This is a genomic window from Lysinibacillus sp. UBA5994 (assembly GCF_002429725.1).
Taxonomy (GTDB): Bacteria; Bacillota; Bacilli; order Bacillales_A; family Planococcaceae; genus Lysinibacillus; species Lysinibacillus capsici.
The window spans coordinates 166,700-192,889 of the sequence record NZ_DJAU01000026.1; the positions used below are offsets into that span (position 1 = coordinate 166,700).

Here is a 26,190-nt window from a genome sequence, read left to right on the forward strand (position 1 = left end):
CATGAGTGATTTATTCCCGATGAAACAAGTCATGGGGTTTGGTGTGTCCATAATCCTTACGATCATTGCGGCATGTGTATATTTTTTCAATCTATCTTTTCCAATTACCATGACTATTTTATTAGTCACAGCATTTATTCAGGCAGGCTTGCAGTTAGTTGTCTTTATGCATGCTGGTGAAACAAATGATAAACCAGCCATCTATACCAATATTTATTATGGCTTAATCATTGCGCTTGTGACCATTTTCGGAACATTATTATGTATGATTTGGGGTTATATCTAAATAGAAAAAAATCGTCCTTACTTATCTTAGTAAGGACGATTTTTGTATGGAAACGCATGATATATAGTCAAAAGACAATGAGGATAAACAACAATTCTTTGAAATTTTCTCCATCAAAGTAAGAGTCCACACTTTCATTCATTGTGATATCAAGTAATCATTGTTGAGATTGGTTGAATGGGATAAATATAGGATTGCCTTTATCAATGTTTATTTTTATAACGCCAATTTTATCGATTTCCTCGTTTAAATGATTGGCGTGTAGCACATCCTTTACAAGCTTTTATTGATATTCATGAAAATAATAAACAATGATGAAATCGATAATCAGAATTATTTTTTCCTCCCCAAAATAGGATCATCTTCTGCTTGATTATTGTGGAACAATCATGGGGTTGTATACGTTAATGACAGCATTAAATGTACTTTTTCATCCGAGTGATTGATGTACGTGTGAAGTTCTTCACCCTTGAATTTAATGACATCCCATTGGTTTAGCTGATGGGTTTTCTCTCCGACCTTTAGCTCCAATTGCCCATTTAATACAAGCACAATTTCCTCGGAGCCTGCTAGGTGACACTCGCTGTATTCACTATTCGGTTCAAGACGACCTCTAAACCACTCAGTCCCATTTGTTTTGAATAATGGATCAACAAACCAGTCGTTATTATGACCTGCGAATTGGTAGTCTGAGCCAAAACGATGAACCTCTATATTTTCTTCAAAAGATAGTAAAGTGACAAGCGGAATATTAAGCCCTCTACAAATTTTCCAAAGAATATTGACAGTCGGATTCGTTTCCCCTCGTTCAATTTTCCCTAACGTCAATTTACTAACATTGCTGACATTCGCCAGCTCCTCTAAACTCATCCTTTTGCTTTTTCGAATTTCCCGTAAATTTCCTCCAACTTGTCCAGATAAGTCGATATTTTCCTCCTGCATTCTGCGCACCCCTCCCATTGACTTTGTATAAATAGTATATTATAGTATACGAGTCGATTAATTATAGTTTATTTTTAAATTTAAAAGTTAACTATAGTATATCAAATAATAACTAAAAGAGGTGTTTTCAGTGATGGCGAAATCAAAAAACTTTCCGATTATTTGGAGCGTTTTTTCTTTGTTTATACTATCTATGAATTTACGAGCTTCGATCACATCTATCTCGCCGGTATTGAAAAATATTCAAATGGATTTGCAGATGACAAGTGTTGTTGTAAGTTTATTAACAGCACTTCCCGTATTTTGTATGGGGATTTTTGCACCATTGGCTGGCAAGCTAAGTGAACGATGGGGTATCGAATGGACGATTGGGTTATCCGTTTTATTAATTGGTGTATCAACAGCTTTACGGCTAGTGGCAACTTTTCCTTTATTTTTATTAGTAACAGCTATTCTTAGTGGGATAGGTATTGCTATTACAGGTCCACTGATTTCAGGCTATATCAAAAAGGAATTTCCTAAATATTCTTCTACGATGATCGGTGTATATTCTGCGGGTATGGGAATTGGAGCGTCTTTAAGTGCTGGTTTAGTTGTACCTGCTATGCATGCTTTTCATCAATCCTGGAATGCAGCTTTAGCGATATGGTCGGTATTTGCTTTTATGGGTATTATTGTTTGGATTCCAATTATCAAAAAATCCAAACAATCTCAAGAGTCATTAGAGAAATCTACAGGTCAAAAAAGTCGACTACCTTGGGGAAACCGATATGTTTGGCTCCTTATGGTCATGTTCGGTTTACAATCTGGCGTTTATTATTCCCTCGCGACATGGCTCGCTCCAAAAGTACAGGATATGGGATATAGTGACGCTTACGCCGCAACAACGGTCACTATTTTTTCTGTCATGCAAATGATTTGTAGCTTTATCATCCCAATCTTAATAAATAATAGTTTCAAGAGAAAGCCTTGGATGCTACTTTGTGCTTCAAGCTCCTTTATTGGCATTTTGATGTTAATTATGGGCGGCATCTCGCCTATTTTCTGTGCGACGTTAACTGGGATCGGTGCTGGTGGTTTGTTCCCATTAGCAATGATTTTACCTTTAGATGCTACGACTACACCAAAAGAGGCAAGTGAATGGACAGCGATGATTCAATTTGGTGGCTATATCATTAGCGGCATCATTCCAATGCTTGTTGGTGTCATCAAGGATATGACGAATACATTTGACGTTGCCCTTTTCACCTTATTATTTATAATCATCGTTATCATGGGGCTGACGTTAAAGGTTAAAACAAAGACGGAATCAGCTACTATTCGCGTTCTTCCTAGTAGATGAAGTAAGGCGTCTTTTCAGACAGTAGACAATCTACTTTTGGAGATTTAAGTTGCTAAAATAGTTTGTCTCTTGCTTTATAGCAGATTTATCCAACAACATTTTTACGTAGTTCTTTTTATGCTACAATTCACTATAAATGAGGAAGGAAGATGTTTTATGAAAATATCCGTTTATGTTGCAAGTGCATTTAGCAAGGATTATCAAGGCGGGAATAAAGCAGGAGTGGTATTTAATGAGCATGAGCATACATTGACCACTACTCAAAAAATGGCGATAGCTAAAGAATTGGGCTATGCGGAAACCGCATTTATATCAGCATCTGAAATGGCTGATTATAAATTAGAGTATTTTACACCAAAAGAAGAGGTTGATTTATGTGGTCATGCCACAATTGGCGCTTTCACGATACTGATGCATTTAAATAAACTTTTCAAGGATCGCTATACGATTGAAACAAACAGCGGTGTTCTTACTATTACCATAAAAGATGACATCATTTTCATGGAACAAAACAAACCGATATTCTATGATATTATTTCTCCAAACGACTTTATCGATTGTTTTGACATTAAAGATATAGACAATAAATACCCAATACAAATTGTTTCCACTGGCTTAAAAGATATTTTAATTCCGATAACAAGCGAAACACAATTACATGCACTGCAACCTAATTTTGAAAAAATAAAAGAAATCAGCGAGTATTATCATGTTGTTGGGACGCATCTGTATACGTTTAATGACAATCGAATAATATGTAGAAATTTTGCTCCACTATACGACATCAATGAAGAAGCAGCGACTGGAACTTCTAACGGTGCATTAGCTTGCTACCTTTATGAACAGCACCACTTACAAAAGGAAGTCTATATATTTGAACAAGGTTATTCTTTACACTCTCCTTCCGAAATATTAGTGAAATTAGCAACCAATAGCAAGAATGAAATAGAAAAAGTTTATGTTGGCGGCAAAGGCTATTACTGTGAAACAAAATATTTAAATGTAGAAGATATGGTGTGAACAATTAATTTCTCAACCTCAGACTGTAGATTTTTTGAATTTTAATTTAAAAATAGAAAAATAGATAAAAAGACAAACACATTTTTATAATTGAACAATGTGTTTGTCTTCAATATCTGCTACCTTTTATGAGCTTGTGAGACATAATCGATTCGTTTCCATTGCTCAAGTGGCACATCCTCAATGAATGCCTTGCCTTTTTTCCACCCTAGAAGCCCGTCATGCATTTCAACTAAGTCGTTTTCTCTGCTTCATTATAATAATAAACCTACTTTAATCCCTTTATTTAAAATATTTTGATAGTCAATATAGTCATAGAGATCGTCATCGATGAACGAACTTAATTCTTTCAATTCATCCATTGTTAAATCTTCAATGGCTTTGTCATGATCTTCACAATAAATTACGATGGAACCTACGATGCTGTGTGCATCTCTGAACGCAACGCCTTTGCTCACTAAATAATCAGCGACCTCTGTTGCATTCAGAAAACCTCCTTTGACTGCTTTTTTCATGTTTTCACTGTTCACCTTCATCGTAGCAATCATTTTTGACATAATTTGTAGACAAGATAATACGGTGTCCAATGCATCGAAAAATGGCTCCTTATCTTCTTGCATATCTTTATTGTAAGCAAGTGGTAAGCCCTTCATTGTTGTTAAAAGTGAAGTCAGTGAACCATATACACGTCCTGTTTTGCCTCGTATCAGCTCAGCGGCATCAGGGTTTTTCTTCTGTGGCATAATACTGCTGCCAGTAGAATAGGCATCATCAATCGTAATAAATCTAAACTCTTGACTACTCCACAAAATGAGCTCTTCGCTTAATCTACTTAAATGCATCATAATGATTGAAAAATCTGACATTAACTCTAATAAATAGTCGCGATCACTTACTCCATCTAAGAAATTATCTACAGGCTTAGAGAAGCCTAGCTCATTAGTTGTCATCTCACGGTTAATCGCATGAGTAGTTCCTGCTAATGCTCCACATCCAAGCGGGCTTTCATTCATAATTTCTATCGCTTTCACAATTCTTTTTTTATCGCGGTTTAACATATGATAATAAGCCATCAAATGATGTTGAAACGTTACAACCTGCGCACGTTGAAGATGTGTGTATCCTGGCATCATAACGTTATTGTCTTTTGCTTTTTGTTCTAAGCTCTGTTGTAACGCTTCAATTGAGGCAATCACCTCAAACGCCCTGTTTTTTGCATAAAGTCTAATATCTGTTGCTACTTGGTCATTACGACTTCTCGCTGTATGAAGTTTTTTCCCTGTGTCACCGATCCGTTGAGTCAAATTCGACTCTACGAAACTATGAATATCTTCATAATTTCCTTCAATTTGTAATGTGCCATTATCAATATCCTCTAAAATGGAAAGAAGTGCATTCTCAATATCTTGTCCTTCCCTCTCAGTCAATAAATTGCATTGTACTAGCATATGGACATGGGCAATACTGCCTTTAATATCTTCTTTGTAAAGTCTTTGATCCACCTTTAATGAACTATTGAAATCTTCCATTAATTTGTTTTCTTCTTTTCTAAAGCGACCGCCCCAAAGCTTCATCATTCATTCTCCTTCAATCAATCTATTAAACGTTATGATATTTCAGAAATGCTTTCCTGTAATTCCTCAATATTTCCTCTTTTACGCATATACCAGACACCATTGTAAACAGCAAAATAGTAAAAGGCTAAGCCAAATATAGCGACAATTACGGACATATAAGGGTCAGGAATGATACCTTTCCCACCGAAATTCCCTAAGAAAGACATCAATACAAGCATTAAAATATAAATAATAATGTAGATACCACCAAAAAATTCAACTGATTGGTGTTTTTGAATAAAGAAAATTACTAAATAACAAACAATACCTATTATTAATCCAGTAATGGCTAGCTGTACCTTACTCCAATTTGTCCAATAAATAAGCAGTGTGGCAAAAACGAATGCCATTGGTGCAATGAATTGCATACCAGGTAGCCCATTATTTTTTGTCAGACCTACTCTACGGAAAACCATAACCGTTACACATGCTGAAGCATATTTAAAAATACCGATAGCTCCTACAATCGCAACGATAGCTGTCCAGCTTTTCAGTGGGAATAAAAATAATAATCCTACTAGGAAATTGAGTGCAAGTGCACGTGTTGGAACACCGAATTTTTTATTAATTGTTCCAAAATAAGATGGTAGGAATCCACTTTTCGCCATACCAAATACATGTCTTGACGTACCAGCTGTATAAGTAAGAGCTGAACCTGTTGGCGAAACCATCGCATCAGCTGTAATAATCCAAGATAGCCAAACCATATTAGCCATCATTGCTAAATTAGCAAATGGTGAATCAAATTTAATGCCACTCCAACCATTCGCTAACATTTCTGTTGGAACTGCGCCGATAAATGTAATTTGAAGTAACACATATAATACTGCCGCAACACCTAATGATGTAATGAGGGCAAGTGGAATATTTCTTCTAGGGTTGACAACTTCCCCACTCATCATGATGACGTTGCCAAACCCAGTATAAGCAAAAAATATTCCGGTTGTTAAAATGGCACTTAAACCAGCGCTATAGCCATTTGGTGCAAATCCTTGGCTTGAAAAATTCTCTGGATGAAAGCCTGTCATAAAAAATGCAATGATTGTTAGTACAGGGACTATAAACTTAATTGTTGTAATGATATTGTTCGTGACTGCGAATAATTTCACCCCAAAATAATTGAAAACAACAAAGAATATCATTAAAACCATCGCTGCAAGAATACCTGATGTTGTCAGTTGTTCTTTTCCTACATCATATAACCCTGGCCAAAACTGATTGGCATATTGAATAACACCTGATGATTCTACGGGAGCTGTAGCACAATAGCCAAACCAGATTGAATAACTAGTAACGGTAGCAAGCATTTTTCCGTGAGAATAAAGCGGATATCTTGCTAGGCCTCCTGTTTCAGGTTTTACTCTACCTAATTCAGCATAAACAAGCGCTATGAGTGTGATAACAAACGCACCAATAATCCAAGAAAGTATGGCTGCCGGGCCTGCTAATTTAGCAGCTACCCATGGTCCAAAGAGCCAACTAGATCCTATTATTCCCCCTAGAGATAATGTTGTAAGTGACCAAAACCCCATTTTCTTTTTCAAATATTGTTCTTGACTCATGAATGTTCCCCTCTCTGAAAAGAGAATATTGGTATGACCCTTTTAATTTGGACGCTTCAATAAAATGACGTTTTGACAGAAAAAATTTACATATTTTACTCTGCAGTGCAATGTAGTGTAGGTGACTAATATAGATTGTGCTCCTTTCTAGATGATGAAACATTGCACACATTTTTCATGTACCATTAATTAAAGGTTATTAAAAGGTGTTTACCTTAAAATGATTTTATTTTAATCGTTTGAATTTTTCAACACATTTTACAAAAAAAAATAACCATCTCACTTAGATGGTTATTTCAAACGATAAATTTTACTTGGTCGTCCTCTGGATATTTGTGCGTCTTTCCCTGTGTATTCGACGAGATCAACCTCACATAAACTGGCTAAAATGCGTCTAGCATTACTTTCATCCCAATAGAGATGTGCTGCTAAATCTTTAATGGTGAATTCCTGCCAATTCATTTTTTTAATAAGTGTGTATAATTTACTGTAATTTTTTAAACTAATTTTTGCTTTTTTTAATTTCTCTAATAAAATGTCATCATTAATACGGTATGAAAAGCTCACTTCATCTTCTTCACCAGCCGATTCAGTAATCGTTCCATTTTCTTGGACAATCACAATTGGTTGCTCCGATTTCTCCTTGGAGAGCTGGATGGCTCGCTGCGCATTGATTTCCGCAGAGTGAACGGTTACCCCATAGCCAATTCCGACAGTGACTGTTGTATGGGATTCATGTGATAGCTGATAGATGGTATCCTGTAAATCCTTGATTTTACGTTCAATGGCTCCTCTCGAACTAAAAATGATATAGCGGCCATTTCCTTTTTCTAATAAGGAGCCATCTAGTTGCTCACAAAATCGCAATAACGTTTCCTTTAATTTTAATTCCAAATACTGTAAGTGATAGGAGCTCTTCGCTTTTTCAGAGATTTTATCAAAATGTTCGATTTCGATAATTTGCACACCGATCTGTGTATCCTTAAAATAGAAGGCTCTAAGTTTTTCTTCCAGTATTCGTAATGTTTGGCGGATTTCCATATCTGTAGTGGAAATGTGATAAGCAGGGACACCTACCTCTTTCAACCCGCGATAAACAGCTTCAAAGCAAGTCAAAGCACCTGCTGTTTTTTGTTGATTCCATAAGTCGATATGAAAATCCATTAATTCTTTTGTACTGGTATTTACATCAAAGGTTTTCACATAGATTTCTTTAGGCGCAAAATCTAGCTGTTTGACGGCTTGCTCCAAGTGTGAAGTCGTGATTTCATCAATGCTTACCTTGTTCAAAAATTCTCCCTGATAAAAGCCCATATGCAATAGACATTTATAAATGCCCGATTCAGTATGTTGAATATAAACTAAGTTTTCACCTGATTGTAACGTATTTTTCGCAACCATATACGAAATTTGGCCAGAAAAAAACCATGCATCAACAGCGTGATGATTATCCTTTACGATATTTACGGTTTCATGAAAATCATGATAGGGAAATGCTACGAAATTCATAGTCATTTCGTATTCTTTGCCTAATTGAATGATGCGCTCTACAGATGAATTAGGGCCAATGACTCCAACTGTATACATTTTTTCCTCCTAGTAAAATTACTTTATATATACCATTCTATAGAGAATTGCCCAATATTTATAGTGTCAATTAAAAAAGTCTGTTTTGGTAAAGGACAAGGGGACAGGAGTCGCTCATATTTTATTCAAAAGCGCGCCCATTCTTTAATTCACAACGCTCTGATACAGCCTTCTGAAACCCAACCTAGCAATGGGATGTTAAAGGAAACATAAAGTGCCCTTTAAAGAAGGGCTTTTTCGAGAGAATAAATAAGGCATCGTCATCATTTGTGGTGATGGTGGCTATCAAGCCTTCGATTGTAAAGTCAGGTGTAAAATAGAATACTACTTTTTTTGTTGTATCCTTAATAATGCTTGCTAATACAGTCTCTGCATTGGTTGCCTGTAAAGAGATGATATCATAAATATTTAATACCCCTTCTTCCTCCTCCATTAATACTATTGTGTCAAATTCTTCTAAATAGTAAATAGCATGAGGGAAAACTAACGTAAAATAAAACATTAATAAACTTTCATTTTCCTCAACAGCAATCATACTAGAATGGATATAACGATTTTTTGCATACTCTTCAAGAAGTGCTAGATCCTGCTCAATTGTCAGCTGTTGGACGCTGGTCTGCTTTGGTTGAATAGGTCTTGTGGTAAGATCTAAGCTGTATTCACTTTCATGGATTCGCGTAAAGCCAAACTTCGGATAAAAATCTAGTACTGTTTCATTGGCAAAGAGATACATGAAATCACAGGCATCTTCGTACTCTTTCATGAGATGCAGCATCAACTGCTTTGCCAAGCCTTGATGACGATAATGTTCATCCGTCATCACTGTACCAATCTGAATTCCCTTTAATCGCTCATCATTTACGCGAATCGACATCTTATAAATAGAAGCATTCGCAATTACTTTTCCTGCTTGTACAAATGAGTAAGGAATATATTGGTCATTCCAATAGCCTTTGTTATACCAGCCTCGAAAGTCCAAACCAAATGTTTTCATAGCTAAATCATTAAAACTTGCCTTTAATTTTTCATTGTGACGATAATCACTAACTAATTCATATTTTGCCACGTCTATTCCCTCCTATTTTATGTTTCAATCGCTAATTTTTGTGGGAATCATCACCTCCTAAAAACAGAAAAAGACCCTATGAGAACAAGCTCATAGAGTCCTTTGTTATTTAAAATATAACTGTGGATTAGACATCATTATGCTTCTCTTTTATCGCAAAAGGGCATTACTAAATAGACCCTATAATTTTTAAAAAAATTATAGAATAACCCCTTTATTAAATTCATTGAATTTAATTTGCGATAATTAGTTTTAGCATAAAAAAGCTAATCTCCCTTCTGTTTTTAAGAATACTATTATATTACCGTTATTTGTTAGATATGTCTACACGATGGAAATAACTGAAATAAGTATAGAATGCCCCTTTAAAGCCTATTCTATAAACGAAGTTAGCAATGAAGGGAGCCTACCATTTACTATGAAATTTAAACTACCTTTCAACAAACAACAACAACAACCAGTTCAAGAGGCGCCTAAAGAAAATCTTGTGAGAGTTGCACATGCCACAGATCATTTTATTCAATCGATTAAAAATGCTACTAATAATCCGGCAGATTTAATTATTAAATCTCTTCCACCAAACGTCACCCTTATTTACATCGATAATTTGATCGATGATCAGACTTTAAATAATGATATTATTGCTAATTTACAGAGCAAGCCTCACGATACACCCGAGGCAATTGAGATGGCCCTTTCTATTGCAGAAGTCAGTCAATCCAGTCTACTAAGGGAAACCGTAGAATTGATGGTCAATGGTCATGTTGTGATTCACATAGGTGGCTTCCCGCAGACTATTTTAGCCAATATCGCTAGCAGAGAGTCTAGAGCATTGTCAGCGCCTGAGAATGAATCGCAGGTAATTGGTACACAGGTTGGATTTAATGAGAGTCTATCTACCAATATTTCCTTGATTCGTCGCTACATAGTGAGTCCTAATCTTTGTAATGAAAAATTAAAAATTGGTACACGGACAAGTACCTCTGTTTCTCTTTTATATATGCGTGGCATTGCCAATGATCAAATGGTTCAAACAATGCGTCAACGAATCAAAGATCTTTATATCGATGAGCTTATCGATAGTGCCGTATTAGCTGAAATGATTGATGATAATTCACTATCTGTCTTTCCACAAATGCTATTGACAGAAAGACCTGACAGATTTTGTGATGGCATTTTAGATGGGAAAATTGGGGTTCTCGTAGATGGTAGTTCAATGGCTATCGTTTCCCCTCAAGGATTTACTGAGTTTTTTCAAAGTCAAGAAGATCAAAATTTAAGATGGCAAATTGCTACTTTTCTTCGTTTATTACGACTGGCTGCCTTCTTTTTATCTGTTTATTTAACACCATTTTATGTGGCAGCTCTTACCTTTCATTATGAAGTGATTCCACAAGCCTTTCTCGTACCATTAAGTGAATCAAGGGCTTTAGTTCCTTTCCCGCCCATATTTGAGGCTTTGCTGCTGGAATTTATTATTGAACTACTGAGAGAAGCAGGAGCCAGATTACCAACTAAAATTGGACAAACAATCGGTATCGTTGGTGGTATCGTTATTGGAACAGCAGCTGTACAGGCAGGGATTACCAGTAATATATTGCTGATTATCATTGCGTTAAGTGCCCTAGCCTCTTTTACGTCGCCAAGTTATATGATGGGCAATGTGATTCGTCTTATTCGCTTCCCTATTATTATACTTGCAGGATTTTGGGGTTTTTATGGTATCATGTTGGCTTTTTGTTTTATTCTGATTCATTTGTTACGTCAGTCAAGCTTGGGTGCTCCGTATATGTCTCCCTTCTATCCACCGAGGTTGAAGGAAATGCGGGATAGTATTATTAGAATGCCTGTCCCATTAACATCAAAAAGACCTGCTTTGACAAGACCAAAGGATGAACATAAATTTGTGCCAGAGCCAGTGAAACCTGATAAAAGTTGAACTGAAGGTGAAATAAATGGCAAAACCTATACAACTTAGCCCTAAAGATATGATTAATGCTTATTTGCTTTTTTTTGTGGTACACGGTGCTCAAATTGGGGTTGGTATACAGGGATTTCAACGCATTATCTATCAGGATGCTAGACAGGATGCTTGGATTTCTGTTCTACTGGCTGGGATTGCCACACATCTTGTTACGTTTTGTATGATTAAAACGTTAGAAATTTACGGCTCTGATGATCTTTACGGAATTCAAATTGAAATTTTTGGCAAATGGATTGGCAATTTTTTAAACGCAATTTATGTCATCTATTGCTCCGTGGCGTTCTTTTCTGTTTTACGAAATTATATTGAAGTTATACAAGCATGGATTTTTCCTAGCATCGAGACCTGGTTCCTGTCCGCAACTTTATTAATTATTATTATTTATGCCTTTACGGGAGGGCTTCGTGTCATTGTAGGCGTGTCTTTTTTTAGTATCATTCTCTCCTTATGGATTTTCCCAATGCTAGTATTTCCGATGGAATACGCTACAGTAGATAGTCTTCTCCCTATTTTAGAAAATGATATTCGCTCCATTTTAAAAGGGGCACAATCAATGACCTTTACGATTATCGGCTTTGAAATTCTAAACGTGATTTACCCCTTTGTAAAAGACAAGAAAAAAATCAGAAAACCTGTCCATTTAGGACTATTAGTTACAACCATCATCTATTTAGCCGTGATGCTGGTGTCCATTGCTTATTATAGTGAGGGCAAGCTATTGAAAACGATATGGGCAACCTTGACATTATTTAGTTTTATTAGCTTCCCCTTTATGGAACGCTTTGAATTTGTAGCGGTTTGTTTTTGGATGCTAATCATTTTACCGAATCTATGTCTATACTTATGGGCTGCGTACCGCGGAGCAATTCGTTTATTCCCGATAAGTGAAAAGACATTTGTTTGGCTCTTTTCATTCATCGTTTTAATTGGAACATTATTGGTTCAAACACGGACACAGATTAATACAATTAACACGGTGTTTGGACAGATTGCATTTTACGTAATCTTTGTCTACCCTATTTTACTTTGGCCAATAGCACGACTAAAGAAGAACTTCGCATCAAAGAAGGTGAAAAAGAATGAATAAACTTAGAGTAAGATGGATGATTCTTCTATCCTTTGTTTTTTTATATGGATGTGCACAAACCAATATTTTGGATAAAGTTGGATTAACTACTTTAGTCGGCTATGATGTAGGAACAGAGGATAAAATAAAGACAACAGCTGTTATTCGTGAAGTAAACCCCGAATTTCAAAGCAATGTGGAAGTTCTGTCTACAGAAAACGATACGAGTAAAGGAAATCGGATGGAAGCCAATCGTAAGCTTTCGAAAAAAATCATGGTTGGTCAAATGAGAGTCATCCTATTTGGAGAGGAATTGGCAAAAAAAGACCTTCGCTATTATATTGATACAAACCTAGAAAATGCTAGTGTCAGCAATGGAATCATTATGGCTATTGTGGAAGGTGAAACAGAAACATTACTGAAATACGAATATCAAAATATTGAGGATATTGGGCAGCATATTTTTAGGTTGATTGAACAAAATGTCAAGCAGGAATATATGATTTCCTCTACACTTCATCAAATTGCCCATGATTATTATTCATCTGGAAAAGAATTTGCCATGCCTATTATTAAAAGAGATGACGAGCTGGTGGAATTAAGTGGGATAGCACTTTTTAAAGGCAGCAAAATGGTCAGTACCCTTCCAGCAAAAGATAGCTTTTACGTAAAGATTGTCAGAGATACCTTTAAAGTAGGTTTATATGAAACCGTTCTGGAAAACGAAGATGTACCTTCCGAAATTCTTCAAAAGCCTGCCAATAAAATAACGGTAGCTTTTGATGCAATCCAGTCGAAACGAGAAATGATGTTAGTTGATGCGGATACGCCTACATTTGACCTGAACATCAAAATCAAATCGAGAGTATTAGAGGTGTACCCTGATATCAATCAAGGGGACCCAAAAAGTGTGGCGGCACTGGAAAAAGCAATCGAGAAAAAATTGTCAAAGGAAATACGTAGAGTGATTGCTCATAGTCAGGAAGTTGAGTCTGATATCTTTGGCTTTGGTGAGAAATATCGAAGCGAAGTAAGACATTCTAAGCTAACAAAGGATAAATGGCAAAAAATATATAAAGACATGAAGGTAAATGTCCATGTTGATTTTACAATTTTAAGAGATGGTGTTTTTGAATAACTAGTGAAATGGTTGCCCTGTCATAACCGATAAAAAGTTTTGGAAAAAATGTTCATAATGAATATCAAAGGCAATACGATGCTTTTTTTCGCCATTATTATTTTCATAAGGTCTTGTCTCGGCAATACTTTGCCCCCTTGCAGGTCCTTCTAACTTGTCGACAACGGTTACAGGATAGGACTCATAAATAAACATGTCAGGATAAATAACTGCCATTAGTGTTAACGCATCATGCACGGGACTTCCTAGAAGTGAGGGGTCCCGTTCTTTATAAAAACGTGTATAGTATTCCATTAAGGGCTTTAGAATTTTTGTTTTGCCAAAGGAGTCAATATAGTCCACCATCCCAGGTGTGACAATGGCCTTTTGTGTCGCATTTAAAGGGATGATTGTCACATTCGTTGCATAGGTAAGCACAATATTAACGGCAAAGGGATCACCATGGAAATTCGCTTCAGCCACTGTCGTTACATTACCTGGCACCCAAAATGCTCCACCCATAATATAAAATTCCTTGATATTTTTCATAAGCTCTTTATAAAGGATAAACATCGTGGCTAGTGAAGTTAATCGCCCAATATTGACAATAATTAGCTCATCATGCTTATACCTTTCAATAATGTTGACGATTTCAAAAAAGTTCTCAATTTTTAATTCGTGATTATCATTTGGAATGATGGGTCCAAGTCCTCGTTTACCATGAATTTCTGGGTAATAGGTCGGCTGCTCTCCTGTTAAGGGTACTTCTGCTCCTAAAATCACAGGAATTCCTTGAGGGAAGTCGAACAATTTCATGACATAATAAATATTGGATACCGCATCCTCTCGCGATACATTGCCATAATCTGCAACGAGTCCCACAATTTCTATTTCTTGATTAAGCCGTGCATAGATCAATGCCACCGTATCATCAATGCCAATATCCCCGAATAACAGCACTTTTTTTACCAAACCATGTCCTCCCTTTTACTACCATTACTGTTATCTTTATAGTAATCAAAGATGACACGAATTATGAATTTTTGTGGAAAAATGAGTGAGTAATTCTAGTCCAACGAAAGAAACCCATATGCCGAAGCACATGGGTTTGATGATTTAGTGATTTGATTGGAGGAACTGATAGACTGCCATCATTTCCTGCTTATTCAATTCGCGTATACGATTAAAAATAGGAATATTGGCAACGGCTTCAAGATGGGAGCCCTCTGTAACAACATCGCTTACAGTACCAGTTAGCCATGTTTCCACATCAATGCCATCAACGATTTGCTGGCGTCCCTCCTCATTAATGCCACTTGCGCCACAGCTTACACAGGGCACGGTTAATTTATGGACTCCATCATGCAGTCCATCTTCAGAGAGCACCTTTTTCCCTTTACAGAATGGACAGGAATGACTGGCTTTGACTTTATTGATTTGGGTTACGATTTTCTTGTAGCCAAATGCTTCATATACATATGTTAGTTTTTTATATTTACCATTCGTAAAATATTGATCGATGATGGTTTCTCTTGTCTCCTGTATATTGGCAAAATCACAGATGGTCACTTGATTTTTATGGCTGATGCGCTCTAGATTATCTTTGATTTTGGCCCAAAAAGGAAAAGCGTTTTGTAGTACGATTTCATAGCCGACAAAGCTTGCTAGCTCTAATTCCAGCATTTTTAGGGATACCTGTGTTTCCCTTGGCAATAAGGAAACATCCTGTAGCAGTGACATGTCTCCGCCCACGATGGCTTTGATTTTTTCTAATTGTGGTAAGTTGCCTACAATGTTGATGACTTCATCAAGCGGCTGGCGAATTAAGTCACGAATATCTGTGTCCCCAAATCGTAATTTCTTTTGGTGGTTGAGCACAGTCCCATGACAAATTGGGCATGGTACCATTTCTCTTGTTTCCTTCATTTGCTCTTTAATAATGGATTTTGAAATCACGATATAACGACCAATGATAAAATTAAAGCCCTCCCACTTTTTCGAGGATTTTGTTGCCTTATCATAAAAGGACTTGTCCCAATAACCATATAAAAATGTATGCTTTTCTTCCTCAGTCATATCATGATAGCTTTTACTAATGTCCTGACCCAGCTCTATTTTAATCTGCTCAAAGAGAAATTCTAATTTAGAATGTTGATAGTATTTTAAAACCTCCATTATATCGGGATGTAGTAGGCCGTCCCAAAATGGCACGTTTTTGTCTTGTACCACAAGATCAAAATCGAATTTTTCAATTTCCAATCGACCAGAGCAGCTAGGGCAATGATTTTCTTGGCTATAAAAATCGAAGCTTCTCGTATCCTTATTTGTTGGATGAGCAGCCACAATATGATTGATTAGACCACCTATTTCATACAGGAAGCTATATTGGCTATATAAATGTCTTTCCAAATCAATGGCAACAACTGGGGCAATTTTGTTCGATTCATATTCACCGTAAATCAGACGAGCCATGGAAGATAAGCTTTTTAAGATGCCACCCTTATATATATTTTCCGCATTTTTGAAATAGCTAATATGGTTGTCTTCTAAGTATTGAATGCCCTGCCTTAATGCGAGTGTAGATGTGATTTGTAATGGAGTTGAACCCATTGAATGATTATCCTGATTAAAATAATCTTCATGGCTAACTACATTTAGATGTGTTACAGGCTCCTGCTGTCTTTTACCGAAGTCAACAACAAAATCAGAGCTTTCCAGCATATAGGCATTATGCTCAATCATGATGATGGAGATAGATTCATCCTCTAGGATGTCCCTGACACTATCGATGAATTGGTTTAAAATGTTCTGAGATAGCCCTTTAGAAGGCTCATCAAAAATAAATAATGTATGGGGATTACGAGCGTTGGCAAATAACTCTGAGACTAGATGCACACATTGGAATTCACCAGTCGATAGAGATTGCGTTTTTCTCTCAAGCGTTAAGTAGCCTAGTCCAAGCTTAATCAATAAGCTTAAGCGTTTATGTGCGATATCCTCATTAGGTAGTTCATCGATTATATCTTCAATCGAGCGTTGGAAAATATCATCAATGTCCTCACTATATTTTGTTAGTTTCTTTTTAATATCAAGGAATGTAGCGACAGTGGAACGACTCGTAATGGATTGGTTACGATCTTGCCCAACCATCACGAGTTTGTCCTTGGGATAGCGTTTGATAAAATCTTTAGCAATACACTCATTAACAAGCGTTGATTTCCCACAACCAGACTCTCCTGTAAAGGTAACAAGTCGATTTTGTGGAATGTCTATTGCATCCATTTGGATATTACGGCAATATAAATCTCCGAATTGATAATAGGATGTTGGTGCTGCTGGATTTCGTTCCCAATAAATAGGCTTTGGTCGTGGAGATTCTTCAACGATTTTTCCTCCGTATTTTCCACTACCTGGTCCAAAGAATAGATGCTCGTCTGCCGTGTCTAACACAGTATCAGAATGATCAATCAACCAAATTTGGTTTTTAGCGCCTAGCTGTTGTATTTGCTCTAAAATTTTTAGTAAGGTGTTATGGTCCAGACCCACAGAAATTTCATCAACAATAATCACGGTGTTTTCGCTTGTTGCCATGAATTCTGCTAAGTACAGCCTTGTTAATTCTCCACCTGATAAAGTCCCCATAATACGATTTAAGGTTAAGTAGCCAATATTCATTTGCATAATATTATGCAGAATATGCTGTTTTTCTTCACTGATATTTAATTCTTTTGATAAGGAATAGATGGCCTCTATACTTAAATGATGAATATCAGAAATACTATAGAGTTCATTCCATAAAGGGATTTTATACTGCTCCACATCTGGACTATAGCGCTTACCCAAACATTTTTTACATTCTACATTTTTTGTCGTGCCTCGCCCCTTACATGCAGGACACCAGCCTAACGCATTGTTAAAGGAAAACATCTCTGGCGATAGCTGAAACTCATCTGCCAGTCGATTACGAATTTCTTTAAAAACACCTGTATGTGTACCAATTGTGGAACGTGGATTGCTAGAGATTGAGGATTTTCCTAGAAAAAGTACAAGGGGCATGTCCTCCATTTTGATGGCACTGAAGTTCGTTTCCATAATGTTTGGAAACAAATATTGATATTCAGCCTTTGGCAATAAAGAAACAAGACGTTTTTTGGATTCTTCTCCAATCGTTTGACAAAATGTCGTCTTCCCTGAGCCAGACAAACCTGCTATGGCTAAAGATTGATCGTCGGATAAAACGACATCTAGACGGTTAATATTATTGGCAATTAGTTCATTAATTTTCATTTAGTTATCCTTCCATTTAAGAAAATTAAAAGATGAGACTGAACATGAAAGAACACAATTCTTGCTACGGAATTGCGCTCTTCTTGCTGTTATTTAATTTATACTACGCTAATACTTTTTCAAGCTGTGCACTCATATTTGTCCAAGCATATTTTGCTCCCTCGATTGCACCTTGACGTGCCTTTGTTTCTTCGCTGAAGCCACCTTGATCAAGATGAAGCTGAGTCATACCATCTGCTACCTGTGTTAATGTCCATGTAACTGTTGTTGTTTCGCCAGCACTTGTCCAAGTATAAGATAATTTGTGAGGCTCTTCCACTTCAAGTACCTCACAGTCTACAATACCGTCCCACCATTCATTTGGTTCAGCACGGAATTGGAATTTATGTCCTACGATTGGTTGGAAGTCATTGTTCCAGATCCATTTTGCTAGTGTATCTGAGTCTGTTAAAGCATGCCATACTTGTTCGATGGAACTTGTAAATTTAAAATCTAATGATACATCTGGTTTCATTTTTTTTCCTCCAATAATAGATGTAATTTCGCGATTCTTTCTTTCCAAAAACCTTCATAAAACGATACCCAATCTTGTATTTCTTTCAATGGAGCTGCATTCAATCGATATCTCGTCTCTCTACCTTCCTTGCGTGCAAGAACAAGGCCTGCATCTTTTAGAATGCCTAAATGTTTCGAGACAGCAGTACGCCCCATATCAAATTGAGCGGTTAATTCGTGAAGCGGTAACTCATCTACCTCTGCCAATAAACGGATCAACTTTCGTCTTGTTGGGTCAGCAATGGCTACATAAACGTCACGCTCTTGATGATTGTTATTCAAAACCACCACCCTTTCTAATAGGACACTGATTGGTGTCTTAATTATATGACACCAAATAGTGTCCAGTCAAATAATATTTTGGTCAAAGTGGTAGGAGTTCTATACCTACAAGGAAAACTAGCTAAAATACAAAAAAGTACAGAGGAGGAGCCTATGTACTTTCGGGTAATTATTCATTTGTTAACTTCAGTTGTTATGGAGACATGTAACAATATGCCTCAAAAGAAAAACCCTTATTGTCATGAATTGCGCATCCCAATAAAGGTTTTCTGATGTGGATTTATGCTAGCTCTAAGGGTAAAAAGGCGTAGTCTCCATCTCTTATAACGGAACCTTTACGCACCGCAATTGACTGCTTGAATAGAGGGCCATCAATGACGGTCGTATGGAATTCGCCGCCTTCTCCGCATGGGTCAATGCTACGGGCTTCAAGCTCCTTAACATATTCAGGGGTAAGCACTCGCCCTAAATCGTCCTCCGTCATGCCCAAGGATAGGTTGACCGTGACAATCATTGTAATAAATCCTAAGTGAATAAATTCATCGACAGCCTCACGATGGTTCATCTCCCACAATGGCATGCCTAGCTTTAAACCTACCTTTTTAGTGACTTTATCGTGCCAGCAGCCATGTGCAGGCATATCTAAGTCTCCTGTTACTAATACTTCAGCTCCCTGTTGCTTTGCATTTACTAATAAACCTACAAATACTTCTTCATAATCCGCCCAGCTTGCTGCAGCAGTATAGACTGGCAGCCCAATAGAGTCAGCTTGTGCCTGGATAAGCGCAGGTGGCATCCCGTGGGACCTTGAACGTTTCCCTTCTTCCTCTAGCATCACTATGAGCCCCATTGCTTGGCCCACCTGTGATGCTTTATATAAAGCTAAAACACTATCCTTGCCACCACTAAATGAAGCAATAAATGTGCGATTTTGTGCATTCTGTTTCCAGCCTGTTGTGTTGGTCATTTCCTTGTCTCCTTTTACTGTTCATCAAGATATATGCTTCTAGCATCCTCGTCAAAAAACTCTATAATCGTTGGATAATTATTAAGGTTAATATTGGCCTCTTTCAATATCTTTTGCATAAAGATGGTATCGACAAAAATTTTATTGATAATCATCCTACATATTGATGGTAAGTCATGGAAATACGCTATTAACTGAATAAGGTCATCAAAGTGAAAAGTCAAAATATAAGTGACATAATTCTGTAATAGCATACTAAAGCAATGCTCACGATAAGGATTCGATTGATGATCGAATAAAAAGCTATGAAGCAATTGATAGAATGCCTTATTATTTTGATTAAACATATGTAAAAAATCATCTACATTATTAATTAGATGTAGGTACTCTATGCCATCTTCAAAAGGCATAACGAGTCTTTTTGATTTTCCTTCGATGCTTCTCAAAAGTTCGATTGTCAGCTTCTTGCAAGCATTTATCTCATGTGGTGTTAACAATGCTCTGTCATGCTTATGCTGACAAATATAATCATGATAATGAGAAAAATATTGCTCCATATTGATATTCGTTTTAGCATGAATTAATGTTCCTTCTTTGAACGAAAAAGCATAAAGCGTTTCCTCGTTCACTGGATGGCTATACAGATAGAAAAAGAATAAAAAGTCCTTTAACTGTTGTTTCTGCTCTTTGCTGAGTATCGTAACATGCTCTAATTGAGCAAGTTGAAAGAAGCAATAGTTTTTCATAAAATCATTCATTTTGTTATACGGGTTCCGTGGAATTATTCTAGTCGTTGCATTTATTGTGTAGAGCAAATAATAGCAAACTTGCTCATCATAAACATCTAGCTGCTTGAAACAAGATGTAAGCATAGGCTGCCAGTCTGGCTTTTGAACATAATGTGGATTTTGTGGTTGAAATGCCTCTGCCCATTCCAAAAATGTCCCCTGTTCGTGATCAATAAAAAAGAGCTCTGCGCTAGTATCTTCTAATAAAACATATTCGAAGTCCTTCATTTGAAGAGCTGGTAATCCCCGATTAAACTTGATATTTAGGTAGTGATCAAATACTTCTTGTAATACTGTCATTCATATCCCCATTTCTTTAGGATTTTTCAGAACGTCCCTTCATTTTATCACAATCATGATGAGAACTTGGCGATAGATGCTAAGGTGGAACACCATTATGAGTGATTAAGACAGCTCGTTGGATCAATGCCTATTTGGAGGTTATCTGGAGGAGCCATGGAGAAACAAGAGTGAGAATTTTGACTATCTAAATGGAAATAAAGTCTTTTTAGCAGAACATCAAAAGCCCGAACTAAATTATAAAACAACCTAGTGTGCTTCATAATTGTTCGGGCGTTCTGTTCATGCTTTGTTAATTAATAAGCTTGTGCAAACCAAACTGTATGTTTTGCTTCATTTCCACAGCCAATACATGTGGTTTTCGTTGTTGGTGGATTGAAAGGAATATTGCGAGATGTGTATTTCGTTTCTTCCTTTACTTTTTCCTCACATGCATCCTCGCCACACCAGCCAGCAAGCACCCAGCCTGGGATTGTGCCATTGTCTTTTGCTGTGTCAATGTGCTGCTGTAATTGTGGAAGTGTGTCAATTGTTGTGTGAGCATTTGCTTCACGGAATTGACGAGCTTTTTCTAATAAGCGCGTTTGCATGGTTGTTAATTCTTCTTCAATAGCTGTAATGATTGTAGCTAAATCAACAGTTCGTTTTTCTTCTTCATCACGCGCTTTCAGTAAAGCTTGCTTGTTTTCTAGGTCACGTGGCCCTAATTCAACACGCACAGGCACGCCTTTTAGCTCCCATTCATTGAACTTATAGCCTGGCGATTGGTCTGAATCATCCAAACGTACTCGAATACCCTTCGCTTTTAAGGCTGCAAAAATCTCATCTAAATGCTCCATGATTTGAGGGTTCTTTTTCCATGGTCCTACTGGAATTAAAACGACTTGCGTTGGTGCGATGCGTGGAGGTAAAACAAGTCCCTGCTCATCACCATGCACCATAATAACTGAACCAATTAAGCGTGTAGATGTACCCCAAGATGTTGTGTGTACGTATTCGTGCTGGTTCGCTTTATTTAAATACTTGATATTAAAGGCTTCAGCAAATTTTGTTCCTAAATAATGGGATGTTCCTGCTTGCACAGCCTTGCCATTTTTCATCATTGCCTCAATAGAGTACGTATCGACAGCCCCTGCGAAACGTTCAGAAGGTGTTTTTTGTCCATCATAGACAGGAATTGCTAGCACCTGTTCTACTACTTCTTTATAAATGTCTAGCATTTGCATTGTTTCCTGCCGAGCATCTGCTTCATCCACGTGCGCTGTATGCCCTTCTTGCCATAAAAATTCTGATGTCCGGATAAAAGGCAGTGTTTTCTTTTCCCAACGGAAGACATTAGCCCATTGGTTGATTAGCACTGGTAGGTCACGGTAGCTTTTAATCCAATTAGAGTAAAGATGACCAATCATCGTCTCAGATGTTGGACGAAGGGCTAGCCGTTCTTCTAATTGTTCCCCTGCTGCCTCGGTTACCCAAGGAAGCTCAGGTGAGAAACCTTCGATATGATCCTTTTCCTTTTGAAAGAAGGATTCAGGGATAAGCATTGGGAAATAGGCATTACGATGTCCTGTCTCTTTAAAGCGACGATCCATTTCCTCCTGAATATGCTCCCAAATTTCATAGCCATCTGGCTTAAAGGCGATACAGCCTCGAACAGGTGTATAATCCATTAAATCGGCTTTTTGGATGGTCTCGATATACCATTTCGAAAAATCTTCTAGTTGTTTTGACATGTGTTCTCCTCCAATTTTGTTAAATGAATACTTGTTCAACCCGTATAAAGATTTAGCTGAAGCAAGAAAAAAAGCACAAAGCTGTCCTCTGAATAAGGACGTCTTTGTGCTGGAATGACGTGGTACCACCTTGATTTAGCTTTACGTAGATTATAAAGCCCTCTCACGTTTGGTAACGAAAACGACTCGGTTATGTTTGCATAACATCTCCGTGGTAGGTGTTCAGTCAAGAAGCGGTGATATAGCTCTCAGCAGGTGCTATATTTTCTGTTTCACAATTCTTACTTACTTGGCCACATCATCAAATGGTTTATCATGTTAACAGTTTTACTTTATCCCACTTTAGCAAAATCATTCAGGAATAGCAATTAATAACTGGATTTATTTGTGACAGTATTAACAATAAGATTCGTAAAATCTTCTACAGATAAAGGCTTACTAAAATAATAGCCCTGCACATACTCACATCCATGCTCACGCAGAACATTTAATTCAGCTTCCTCCTCTACACCTTCAGCTACTACTTGGAGATTTAAGGCATGTGCTAATGAAATCATGGCTGAAATCATAGCGATTCCAGACTTCTCAGGTACGATATCACGGACAAAGGCACGATCAATTTTAAGTACATCCACTGGGAATTTTTTTAAATAATTTAACGATGAATAGCCTGTCCCAAAATCATCTAATGAAATAGTTATACCTAGTTCTCGTAATTGCTTGATAGTATCAATTAAATCTTCCGTATAATCAAGCATACTCATCTCGGTAATTTCAATTTCTAATAAATTAGGGTCAATGCCTGTTTCTGCAATGACACTACGCACCATATCTACAAAGCCACCTGTACTAATATGAATTGGTGAAATATTTACAGCTACCCGCAATGATAAATCATGTGATTCATTCCACTGACGAGCTTGAGCACAGGCTTTACGTAAAACCCATACACCAATATCATTAATCAATCCACAATCCTCTGCAAATGGAATAAAACGATCTGGCGGAATATGACCTAATTCAGGATCATACCAGCGTAGCAATGCCTCCATACCAATAACAGAATCCGTTTTTAAGTCGATCTTAGGCTGATAATGTAATTCTAGACGATCTTGCTTTAATGCTTGATGTAATTTCGTTTCCAGCAAAAGCCATTTATCATTGGCCTCGTCCATATTATCACGATATAGTCGATATTGATTACCTCGTGTAGATTTTGCAGCATACATAGCAATATCCGCATTTTTCAATAATTCTTCCACAGAGTTTGCATGATCTGGGAATACACTGATGCCGATACTAATACTCGCATAAAATTCATAGGTATCGACAATAAAGCTTTCATTGAAGACGCCAATAATTTCCTTAGCCATTTCATCAATGCGATTGACATCATTTAGAATCATGACAAATTCATCGCTATTGTGGCGATAAAAAGAATTCGAAGTATGATCAATATTGCGCAGACGATTGGACATTTCCACTAAAAACATATCACCAATAATATGACCAAGTCCGTCGTTAATGTGTTTGAAACGATTCACATCAATGAAAAATAACGCAAACTTCTCTCCTGTACGTCGAGATTGATGAAATTCATTTTCTAAACGCTGTTCTAATTTGCGACGATTTGGTAGCCCTGTTAGTTCATCGTGATAGGCAATATGAGTAATTTTTTTAATGTCCTTTTGCGCTGTAATATCTACGCGAATGGCAATATATTGATAAGGCTTTCCTCGTTCATCTAGGAACGGAAAAATCGTTGTTTTCACCCAATATAAACTGCCATCCTTTGCACGATTGCACACCTCGCCATTCCACATATCGCCATTACCGATTGTTTTCCACATCTCTCTAAAGAAAGATTTGGGATGAAAGCCTGAATTTAGTAAACGGTGATCTTGACCAACTAATTCTTCACGCGTATACTTCGAAATTTTACAAAAATGATCATTAACAAAAGTAATTTTTCCGGTACGATCTGTAATCGCTACAATGATGGAACTATTCATGGCGGAAAAGATATCTTGTAATTCTTTTAGACTGTAGTTCATTTGATTAACACTACTAGGCGTGATATTCATCATTTTCATTCTCCATTCATTAAAATATGAAGGGTTTGGTACTTTTGCTTTATCTTACAGCGAGGTATAAAGTTGTGGTATATCGCCCTTTTTTCTGTAATTATATTATAGTCTTAGAAAAGCAGTTAATTCAACCCAAATCTCAAAAACATTCAAAGCTGCATTTGATAGTTTTTAATAAAATAGACAAAAATTAGTGGATATAACCTCCTTGTAATTGTCTAAATATATTGTTATTCAATACTTTTGAACTATATTAAATAGTTTATTTAGGCTATTTATCTTTTTAATACAAAATATAAAAGTTTTATATAATATGTTTGAGTGTCTTGTAAAATTTTTGTTAAAGTAAAATGCCTTACTGTCCCACATAGGAAGTAAGGCATTTTATATGTTAAGAGACCTCATATTCTATTGAACCCCCTATTGATTTCGCCTGCATGTTGTAGGCATCTAATTGCTCTTGGGATAAACTTGAAATGTAATAGTGAAAATTAATAGGCTCTAGCCCATGCTCCTCACATACTTGACGATAAAATTCATAACCTTCTCGATAATCTGTCATCCTCATAACTTCCTTTCACATTCCCTATTTTACGTCTGATTTTTTGTTATATAACAGAAATATTATTTGTTTAAAAATATATAACAGACTACTGTACTTGTCAATGAATTATCTGAAATTTCTTGCTGAAATCACGAAAGCCCAGACCATTTTATTTAGTATGGCTGGGCTTTTCATAAAATATTCACGGCGGCTTCCGTCATAATCACTCCTTTTAAATTCCTAATTGTTTTGCTTGCATATTGTAAGCCGAAAGTTGTTGCTGTGATAATTGTAATACATAGTAACGGAAAGAAATTGGCTCCAATCCATAGCGCTCACACATTTCACAATAAAATTCATAACCATCACGATACTTTGACATTTAAATTTCCTCCTCTAACTAAATCTGTTTTATAACAGTTGTTATTATTTTTATTTAATATATAACAGATTATGTAGCACGTCAAGAGATTATAACAGAAAAATTGAATAACAATAAAAGGAATTTAGCTCGTCTCCTGTGCCAAATTCCTTTCATATATGTTATTCTCTAACGATTTCTTGTAATTGCTTGATATGACGCTGCTCGTGCATATAGACCATTTCAATCCATTGGTCGAGTGGTAATTCTCCTAAGGCTGGGTGCTTCACAGCGCGCTTAGTTAATGCTTCAGGTTCCTCGATTGTTTGCAAAAAGGCGAGGAGGTTCTTTCTTGTTGTAGCTAGTAAATCCAGCATCGCTTGAACAGTGAAAGGCTCTTCTGCTGGCTCTACAATAGGCGGTGCTTGGAACTTTCTTGTTCGATCTAAGATGAGCTGAACATTTTTTCGAGCGGGTGTTGACTGTTCCTCTGCCTTTAATCCCCATGTAATGGCTTTCTTTGTTGCTTCCTCTACTAATACGAGATGATGACAGATTTGTGCCACACTCCAGCTTTGTGCATCTGGTTTCTTATTAAAGGTTGTATCGTCCAATAAGTGAATTTCCTGAAGCAATTGTGTTCTTGTGGTATCGAGATGTTCTTTGACGTTTGACATCCTTGGCTCCCCTTTCATTAG

At 36.8% G+C, this 26,190-nt stretch carries 22 protein-coding genes; 6 read left to right on the plus strand and 16 right to left on the minus strand.

From position 1 onward, the window contains the following. Position 1: 1 nt before the first annotated feature. Positions 2-286, plus strand: a complete 285-nt coding sequence (qoxD, locus tag B3D98_RS08935; RefSeq protein WP_036079092.1) for a cytochrome aa3 quinol oxidase subunit IV — start codon at positions 2-4, stop codon at positions 284-286. Positions 287-673: 387 nt separating this feature from the next. Here qoxD and B3D98_RS08940 read toward each other — a convergent pair whose 3' ends face one another. Beyond that, on the minus strand, positions 674-1,228 hold the full coding sequence (locus tag B3D98_RS08940; protein ID WP_288582491.1) for a helix-turn-helix domain-containing protein: 555 nt from the start codon (positions 1,226-1,228) through the stop codon (positions 674-676). Positions 1,229-1,361: 133 nt separating this feature from the next. Here B3D98_RS08940 and B3D98_RS08945 point away from each other — a divergent pair, with 133 nt between their 5' ends. Together B3D98_RS08945 and B3D98_RS08950 are read left to right on the plus strand one after the other, a co-directional pair. Beyond that, positions 1,362-2,570, plus strand: coding sequence for a CynX/NimT family MFS transporter (locus B3D98_RS08945; protein WP_048392976.1), 1,209 nt, complete (start codon positions 1,362-1,364; stop codon positions 2,568-2,570). A gap of 156 nt (positions 2,571-2,726) precedes the next feature. Continuing rightward, the gene (locus B3D98_RS08950) at positions 2,727-3,590 is read left to right on the plus strand and encodes a PhzF family phenazine biosynthesis protein (protein ID WP_281216446.1); all 864 of its coding nucleotides are present in this window, start codon (positions 2,727-2,729) and stop codon (positions 3,588-3,590) included. 254 nt (positions 3,591-3,844) lie between these two features. Here the strand turns inward: B3D98_RS08950 and argH are convergent, their stop codons facing one another. The 4 genes from argH to B3D98_RS08970 all read right to left on the minus strand — a co-directional run bounded on the left by argH (position 3,845) and on the right by B3D98_RS08970 (position 9,421). Beyond that, complete coding sequence (argH, locus tag B3D98_RS08955; protein ID WP_288582494.1) at positions 3,845-5,167, minus strand: argininosuccinate lyase; 1,323 nt, start codon at positions 5,165-5,167, stop codon at positions 3,845-3,847. Between the two features lie 29 nt (positions 5,168-5,196). Then, entirely contained in the window at positions 5,197-6,768 is a 1,572-nt protein-coding gene (locus B3D98_RS08960) for an APC family permease (protein ID WP_048392799.1), read from the minus strand. Positions 6,769-7,059: 291 nt separating this feature from the next. Continuing rightward, positions 7,060-8,355: a hypothetical protein gene (locus B3D98_RS08965; protein ID WP_054550140.1), complete on the minus strand. Its 1,296-nt coding sequence runs from the start codon at positions 8,353-8,355 to the stop codon at positions 7,060-7,062. A gap of 184 nt (positions 8,356-8,539) precedes the next feature. After that, positions 8,540-9,421: a GNAT family N-acetyltransferase gene (locus tag B3D98_RS08970; protein ID WP_288582499.1), complete on the minus strand. Its 882-nt coding sequence runs from the start codon at positions 9,419-9,421 to the stop codon at positions 8,540-8,542. Between the two features lie 418 nt (positions 9,422-9,839). Between B3D98_RS08970 and B3D98_RS08975 the strand changes: the two genes are divergently transcribed. The 3 genes from B3D98_RS08975 to B3D98_RS08985 are packed head-to-tail and all read left to right on the plus strand — an operon-like array spanning position 9,840 to position 13,609. Continuing rightward, positions 9,840-11,360 carry a spore germination protein gene (locus B3D98_RS08975; protein ID WP_288582500.1) on the plus strand — a complete coding sequence of 507 codons (1,521 nt, stop codon included), beginning with the start codon at positions 9,840-9,842 and terminating at the stop codon, positions 11,358-11,360. Positions 11,361-11,376: 16 nt separating this feature from the next. Then, positions 11,377-12,492 (plus strand): GerAB/ArcD/ProY family transporter, encoded by a 1,116-nt coding sequence (locus tag B3D98_RS08980; RefSeq protein ID WP_288582501.1) that lies wholly within the window; start codon positions 11,377-11,379, stop codon positions 12,490-12,492. Further along, positions 12,485-13,609: a Ger(x)C family spore germination protein gene (locus tag B3D98_RS08985; RefSeq protein WP_288582502.1), complete on the plus strand. Its 1,125-nt coding sequence runs from the start codon at positions 12,485-12,487 to the stop codon at positions 13,607-13,609. The genes B3D98_RS08980 and B3D98_RS08985 overlap by 8 nt, the downstream gene beginning before the upstream one ends. Here the strand turns inward: B3D98_RS08985 and B3D98_RS08990 are convergent, their stop codons facing one another. The 11 genes from B3D98_RS08990 to B3D98_RS09040 form a co-directional block, all read right to left on the minus strand. Continuing rightward, positions 13,610-14,560, minus strand: coding sequence for a nucleoside hydrolase (locus B3D98_RS08990; protein WP_259950752.1), 951 nt, complete (start codon positions 14,558-14,560; stop codon positions 13,610-13,612). 144 nt (positions 14,561-14,704) lie between these two features. After that, positions 14,705-17,875, minus strand: a complete 3,171-nt coding sequence (locus B3D98_RS08995) for an ATP-binding cassette domain-containing protein (RefSeq protein ID WP_054550134.1) — start codon at positions 17,873-17,875, stop codon at positions 14,705-14,707. 103 nt (positions 17,876-17,978) lie between these two features. After that, the gene (locus tag B3D98_RS09000) at positions 17,979-18,389 is read right to left on the minus strand and encodes an SRPBCC family protein (protein ID WP_054550133.1); all 411 of its coding nucleotides are present in this window, start codon (positions 18,387-18,389) and stop codon (positions 17,979-17,981) included. After that, positions 18,386-18,712, minus strand: coding sequence for an ArsR/SmtB family transcription factor (locus B3D98_RS09005; RefSeq protein WP_009371344.1), 327 nt, complete (start codon positions 18,710-18,712; stop codon positions 18,386-18,388). Before B3D98_RS09005 ends, B3D98_RS09000 begins: the two co-directional genes overlap by 4 nt. A 280-nt stretch (positions 18,713-18,992) precedes the next feature. Next, positions 18,993-19,679: a diphthine--ammonia ligase gene (locus B3D98_RS09010; RefSeq protein WP_259950750.1), complete on the minus strand. Its 687-nt coding sequence runs from the start codon at positions 19,677-19,679 to the stop codon at positions 18,993-18,995. 14 nt (positions 19,680-19,693) lie between these two features. Continuing rightward, the gene (locus tag B3D98_RS09015; protein ID WP_288582503.1) at positions 19,694-20,767 is read right to left on the minus strand and encodes a hypothetical protein; all 1,074 of its coding nucleotides are present in this window, start codon (positions 20,765-20,767) and stop codon (positions 19,694-19,696) included. Between the two features lie 296 nt (positions 20,768-21,063). Continuing rightward, positions 21,064-22,500 (minus strand): proline--tRNA ligase, encoded by a 1,437-nt coding sequence (gene proS, locus B3D98_RS09020; protein ID WP_048392823.1) that lies wholly within the window; start codon positions 22,498-22,500, stop codon positions 21,064-21,066. Between the two features lie 368 nt (positions 22,501-22,868). Next, positions 22,869-24,587, minus strand: coding sequence for a putative bifunctional diguanylate cyclase/phosphodiesterase (locus B3D98_RS09025; protein ID WP_054550129.1), 1,719 nt, complete (start codon positions 24,585-24,587; stop codon positions 22,869-22,871). Positions 24,588-24,978: 391 nt separating this feature from the next. Then, positions 24,979-25,149, minus strand: coding sequence for a hypothetical protein (locus B3D98_RS09030; RefSeq protein WP_048392829.1), 171 nt, complete (start codon positions 25,147-25,149; stop codon positions 24,979-24,981). A gap of 214 nt (positions 25,150-25,363) precedes the next feature. Then, positions 25,364-25,513: a hypothetical protein gene (locus tag B3D98_RS09035; RefSeq protein WP_004230023.1), complete on the minus strand. Its 150-nt coding sequence runs from the start codon at positions 25,511-25,513 to the stop codon at positions 25,364-25,366. A gap of 161 nt (positions 25,514-25,674) precedes the next feature. Beyond that, positions 25,675-26,169, minus strand: coding sequence for a DinB family protein (locus tag B3D98_RS09040; RefSeq protein WP_048392831.1), 495 nt, complete (start codon positions 26,167-26,169; stop codon positions 25,675-25,677). Between the last annotated feature and the right edge of the window lie 21 nt (positions 26,170-26,190).

Excerpts from the sequence above, each read along its gene's own strand:
- qoxD (WP_036079092.1), top strand. The coding sequence starts at position 2 with ATGAGTGATTTATTCCCGATGAAACAAGTCATGGGGTTTGGTGTGTCC.
- B3D98_RS08940 (WP_288582491.1), bottom strand. The coding sequence starts at position 1,228 with ATGCAGGAGGAAAATATCGACTTATCTGGACAAGTTGGAGGAAATTTA.
- B3D98_RS08945 (WP_048392976.1), top strand. The coding sequence starts at position 1,362 with ATGGCGAAATCAAAAAACTTTCCGATTATTTGGAGCGTTTTTTCTTTG.
- B3D98_RS08950 (WP_281216446.1), top strand. The coding sequence starts at position 2,727 with ATGAAAATATCCGTTTATGTTGCAAGTGCATTTAGCAAGGATTATCAA.
- argH (WP_288582494.1), bottom strand. The coding sequence starts at position 5,167 with ATGATGAAGCTTTGGGGCGGTCGCTTTAGAAAAGAAGAAAACAAATTA.
- B3D98_RS08960 (WP_048392799.1), bottom strand. The coding sequence starts at position 6,768 with ATGAGTCAAGAACAATATTTGAAAAAGAAAATGGGGTTTTGGTCACTT.
- B3D98_RS08965 (WP_054550140.1), bottom strand. The coding sequence starts at position 8,355 with ATGTATACAGTTGGAGTCATTGGCCCTAATTCATCTGTAGAGCGCATC.
- B3D98_RS08975 (WP_288582500.1), top strand. The coding sequence starts at position 9,840 with ATGAAATTTAAACTACCTTTCAACAAACAACAACAACAACCAGTTCAA.
- B3D98_RS08980 (WP_288582501.1), top strand. The coding sequence starts at position 11,377 with ATGGCAAAACCTATACAACTTAGCCCTAAAGATATGATTAATGCTTAT.
- B3D98_RS08985 (WP_288582502.1), top strand. The coding sequence starts at position 12,485 with ATGAATAAACTTAGAGTAAGATGGATGATTCTTCTATCCTTTGTTTTT.
- B3D98_RS08995 (WP_054550134.1), bottom strand. The coding sequence starts at position 17,875 with ATGAAAATTAATGAACTAATTGCCAATAATATTAACCGTCTAGATGTC.
- B3D98_RS09000 (WP_054550133.1), bottom strand. The coding sequence starts at position 18,389 with ATGAAACCAGATGTATCATTAGATTTTAAATTTACAAGTTCCATCGAA.
- B3D98_RS09010 (WP_259950750.1), bottom strand. The coding sequence starts at position 19,679 with ATGACCAACACAACAGGCTGGAAACAGAATGCACAAAATCGCACATTT.
- B3D98_RS09015 (WP_288582503.1), bottom strand. The coding sequence starts at position 20,767 with ATGACAGTATTACAAGAAGTATTTGATCACTACCTAAATATCAAGTTT.
- proS (WP_048392823.1), bottom strand. The coding sequence starts at position 22,500 with ATGTCAAAACAACTAGAAGATTTTTCGAAATGGTATATCGAGACCATC.
- B3D98_RS09025 (WP_054550129.1), bottom strand. The coding sequence starts at position 24,587 with ATGATGAATATCACGCCTAGTAGTGTTAATCAAATGAACTACAGTCTA.
- B3D98_RS09030 (WP_048392829.1), bottom strand. The coding sequence starts at position 25,149 with ATGACAGATTATCGAGAAGGTTATGAATTTTATCGTCAAGTATGTGAG.
- B3D98_RS09035 (WP_004230023.1), bottom strand. The coding sequence starts at position 25,513 with ATGTCAAAGTATCGTGATGGTTATGAATTTTATTGTGAAATGTGTGAG.
- B3D98_RS09040 (WP_048392831.1), bottom strand. The coding sequence starts at position 26,169 with ATGTCAAACGTCAAAGAACATCTCGATACCACAAGAACACAATTGCTT.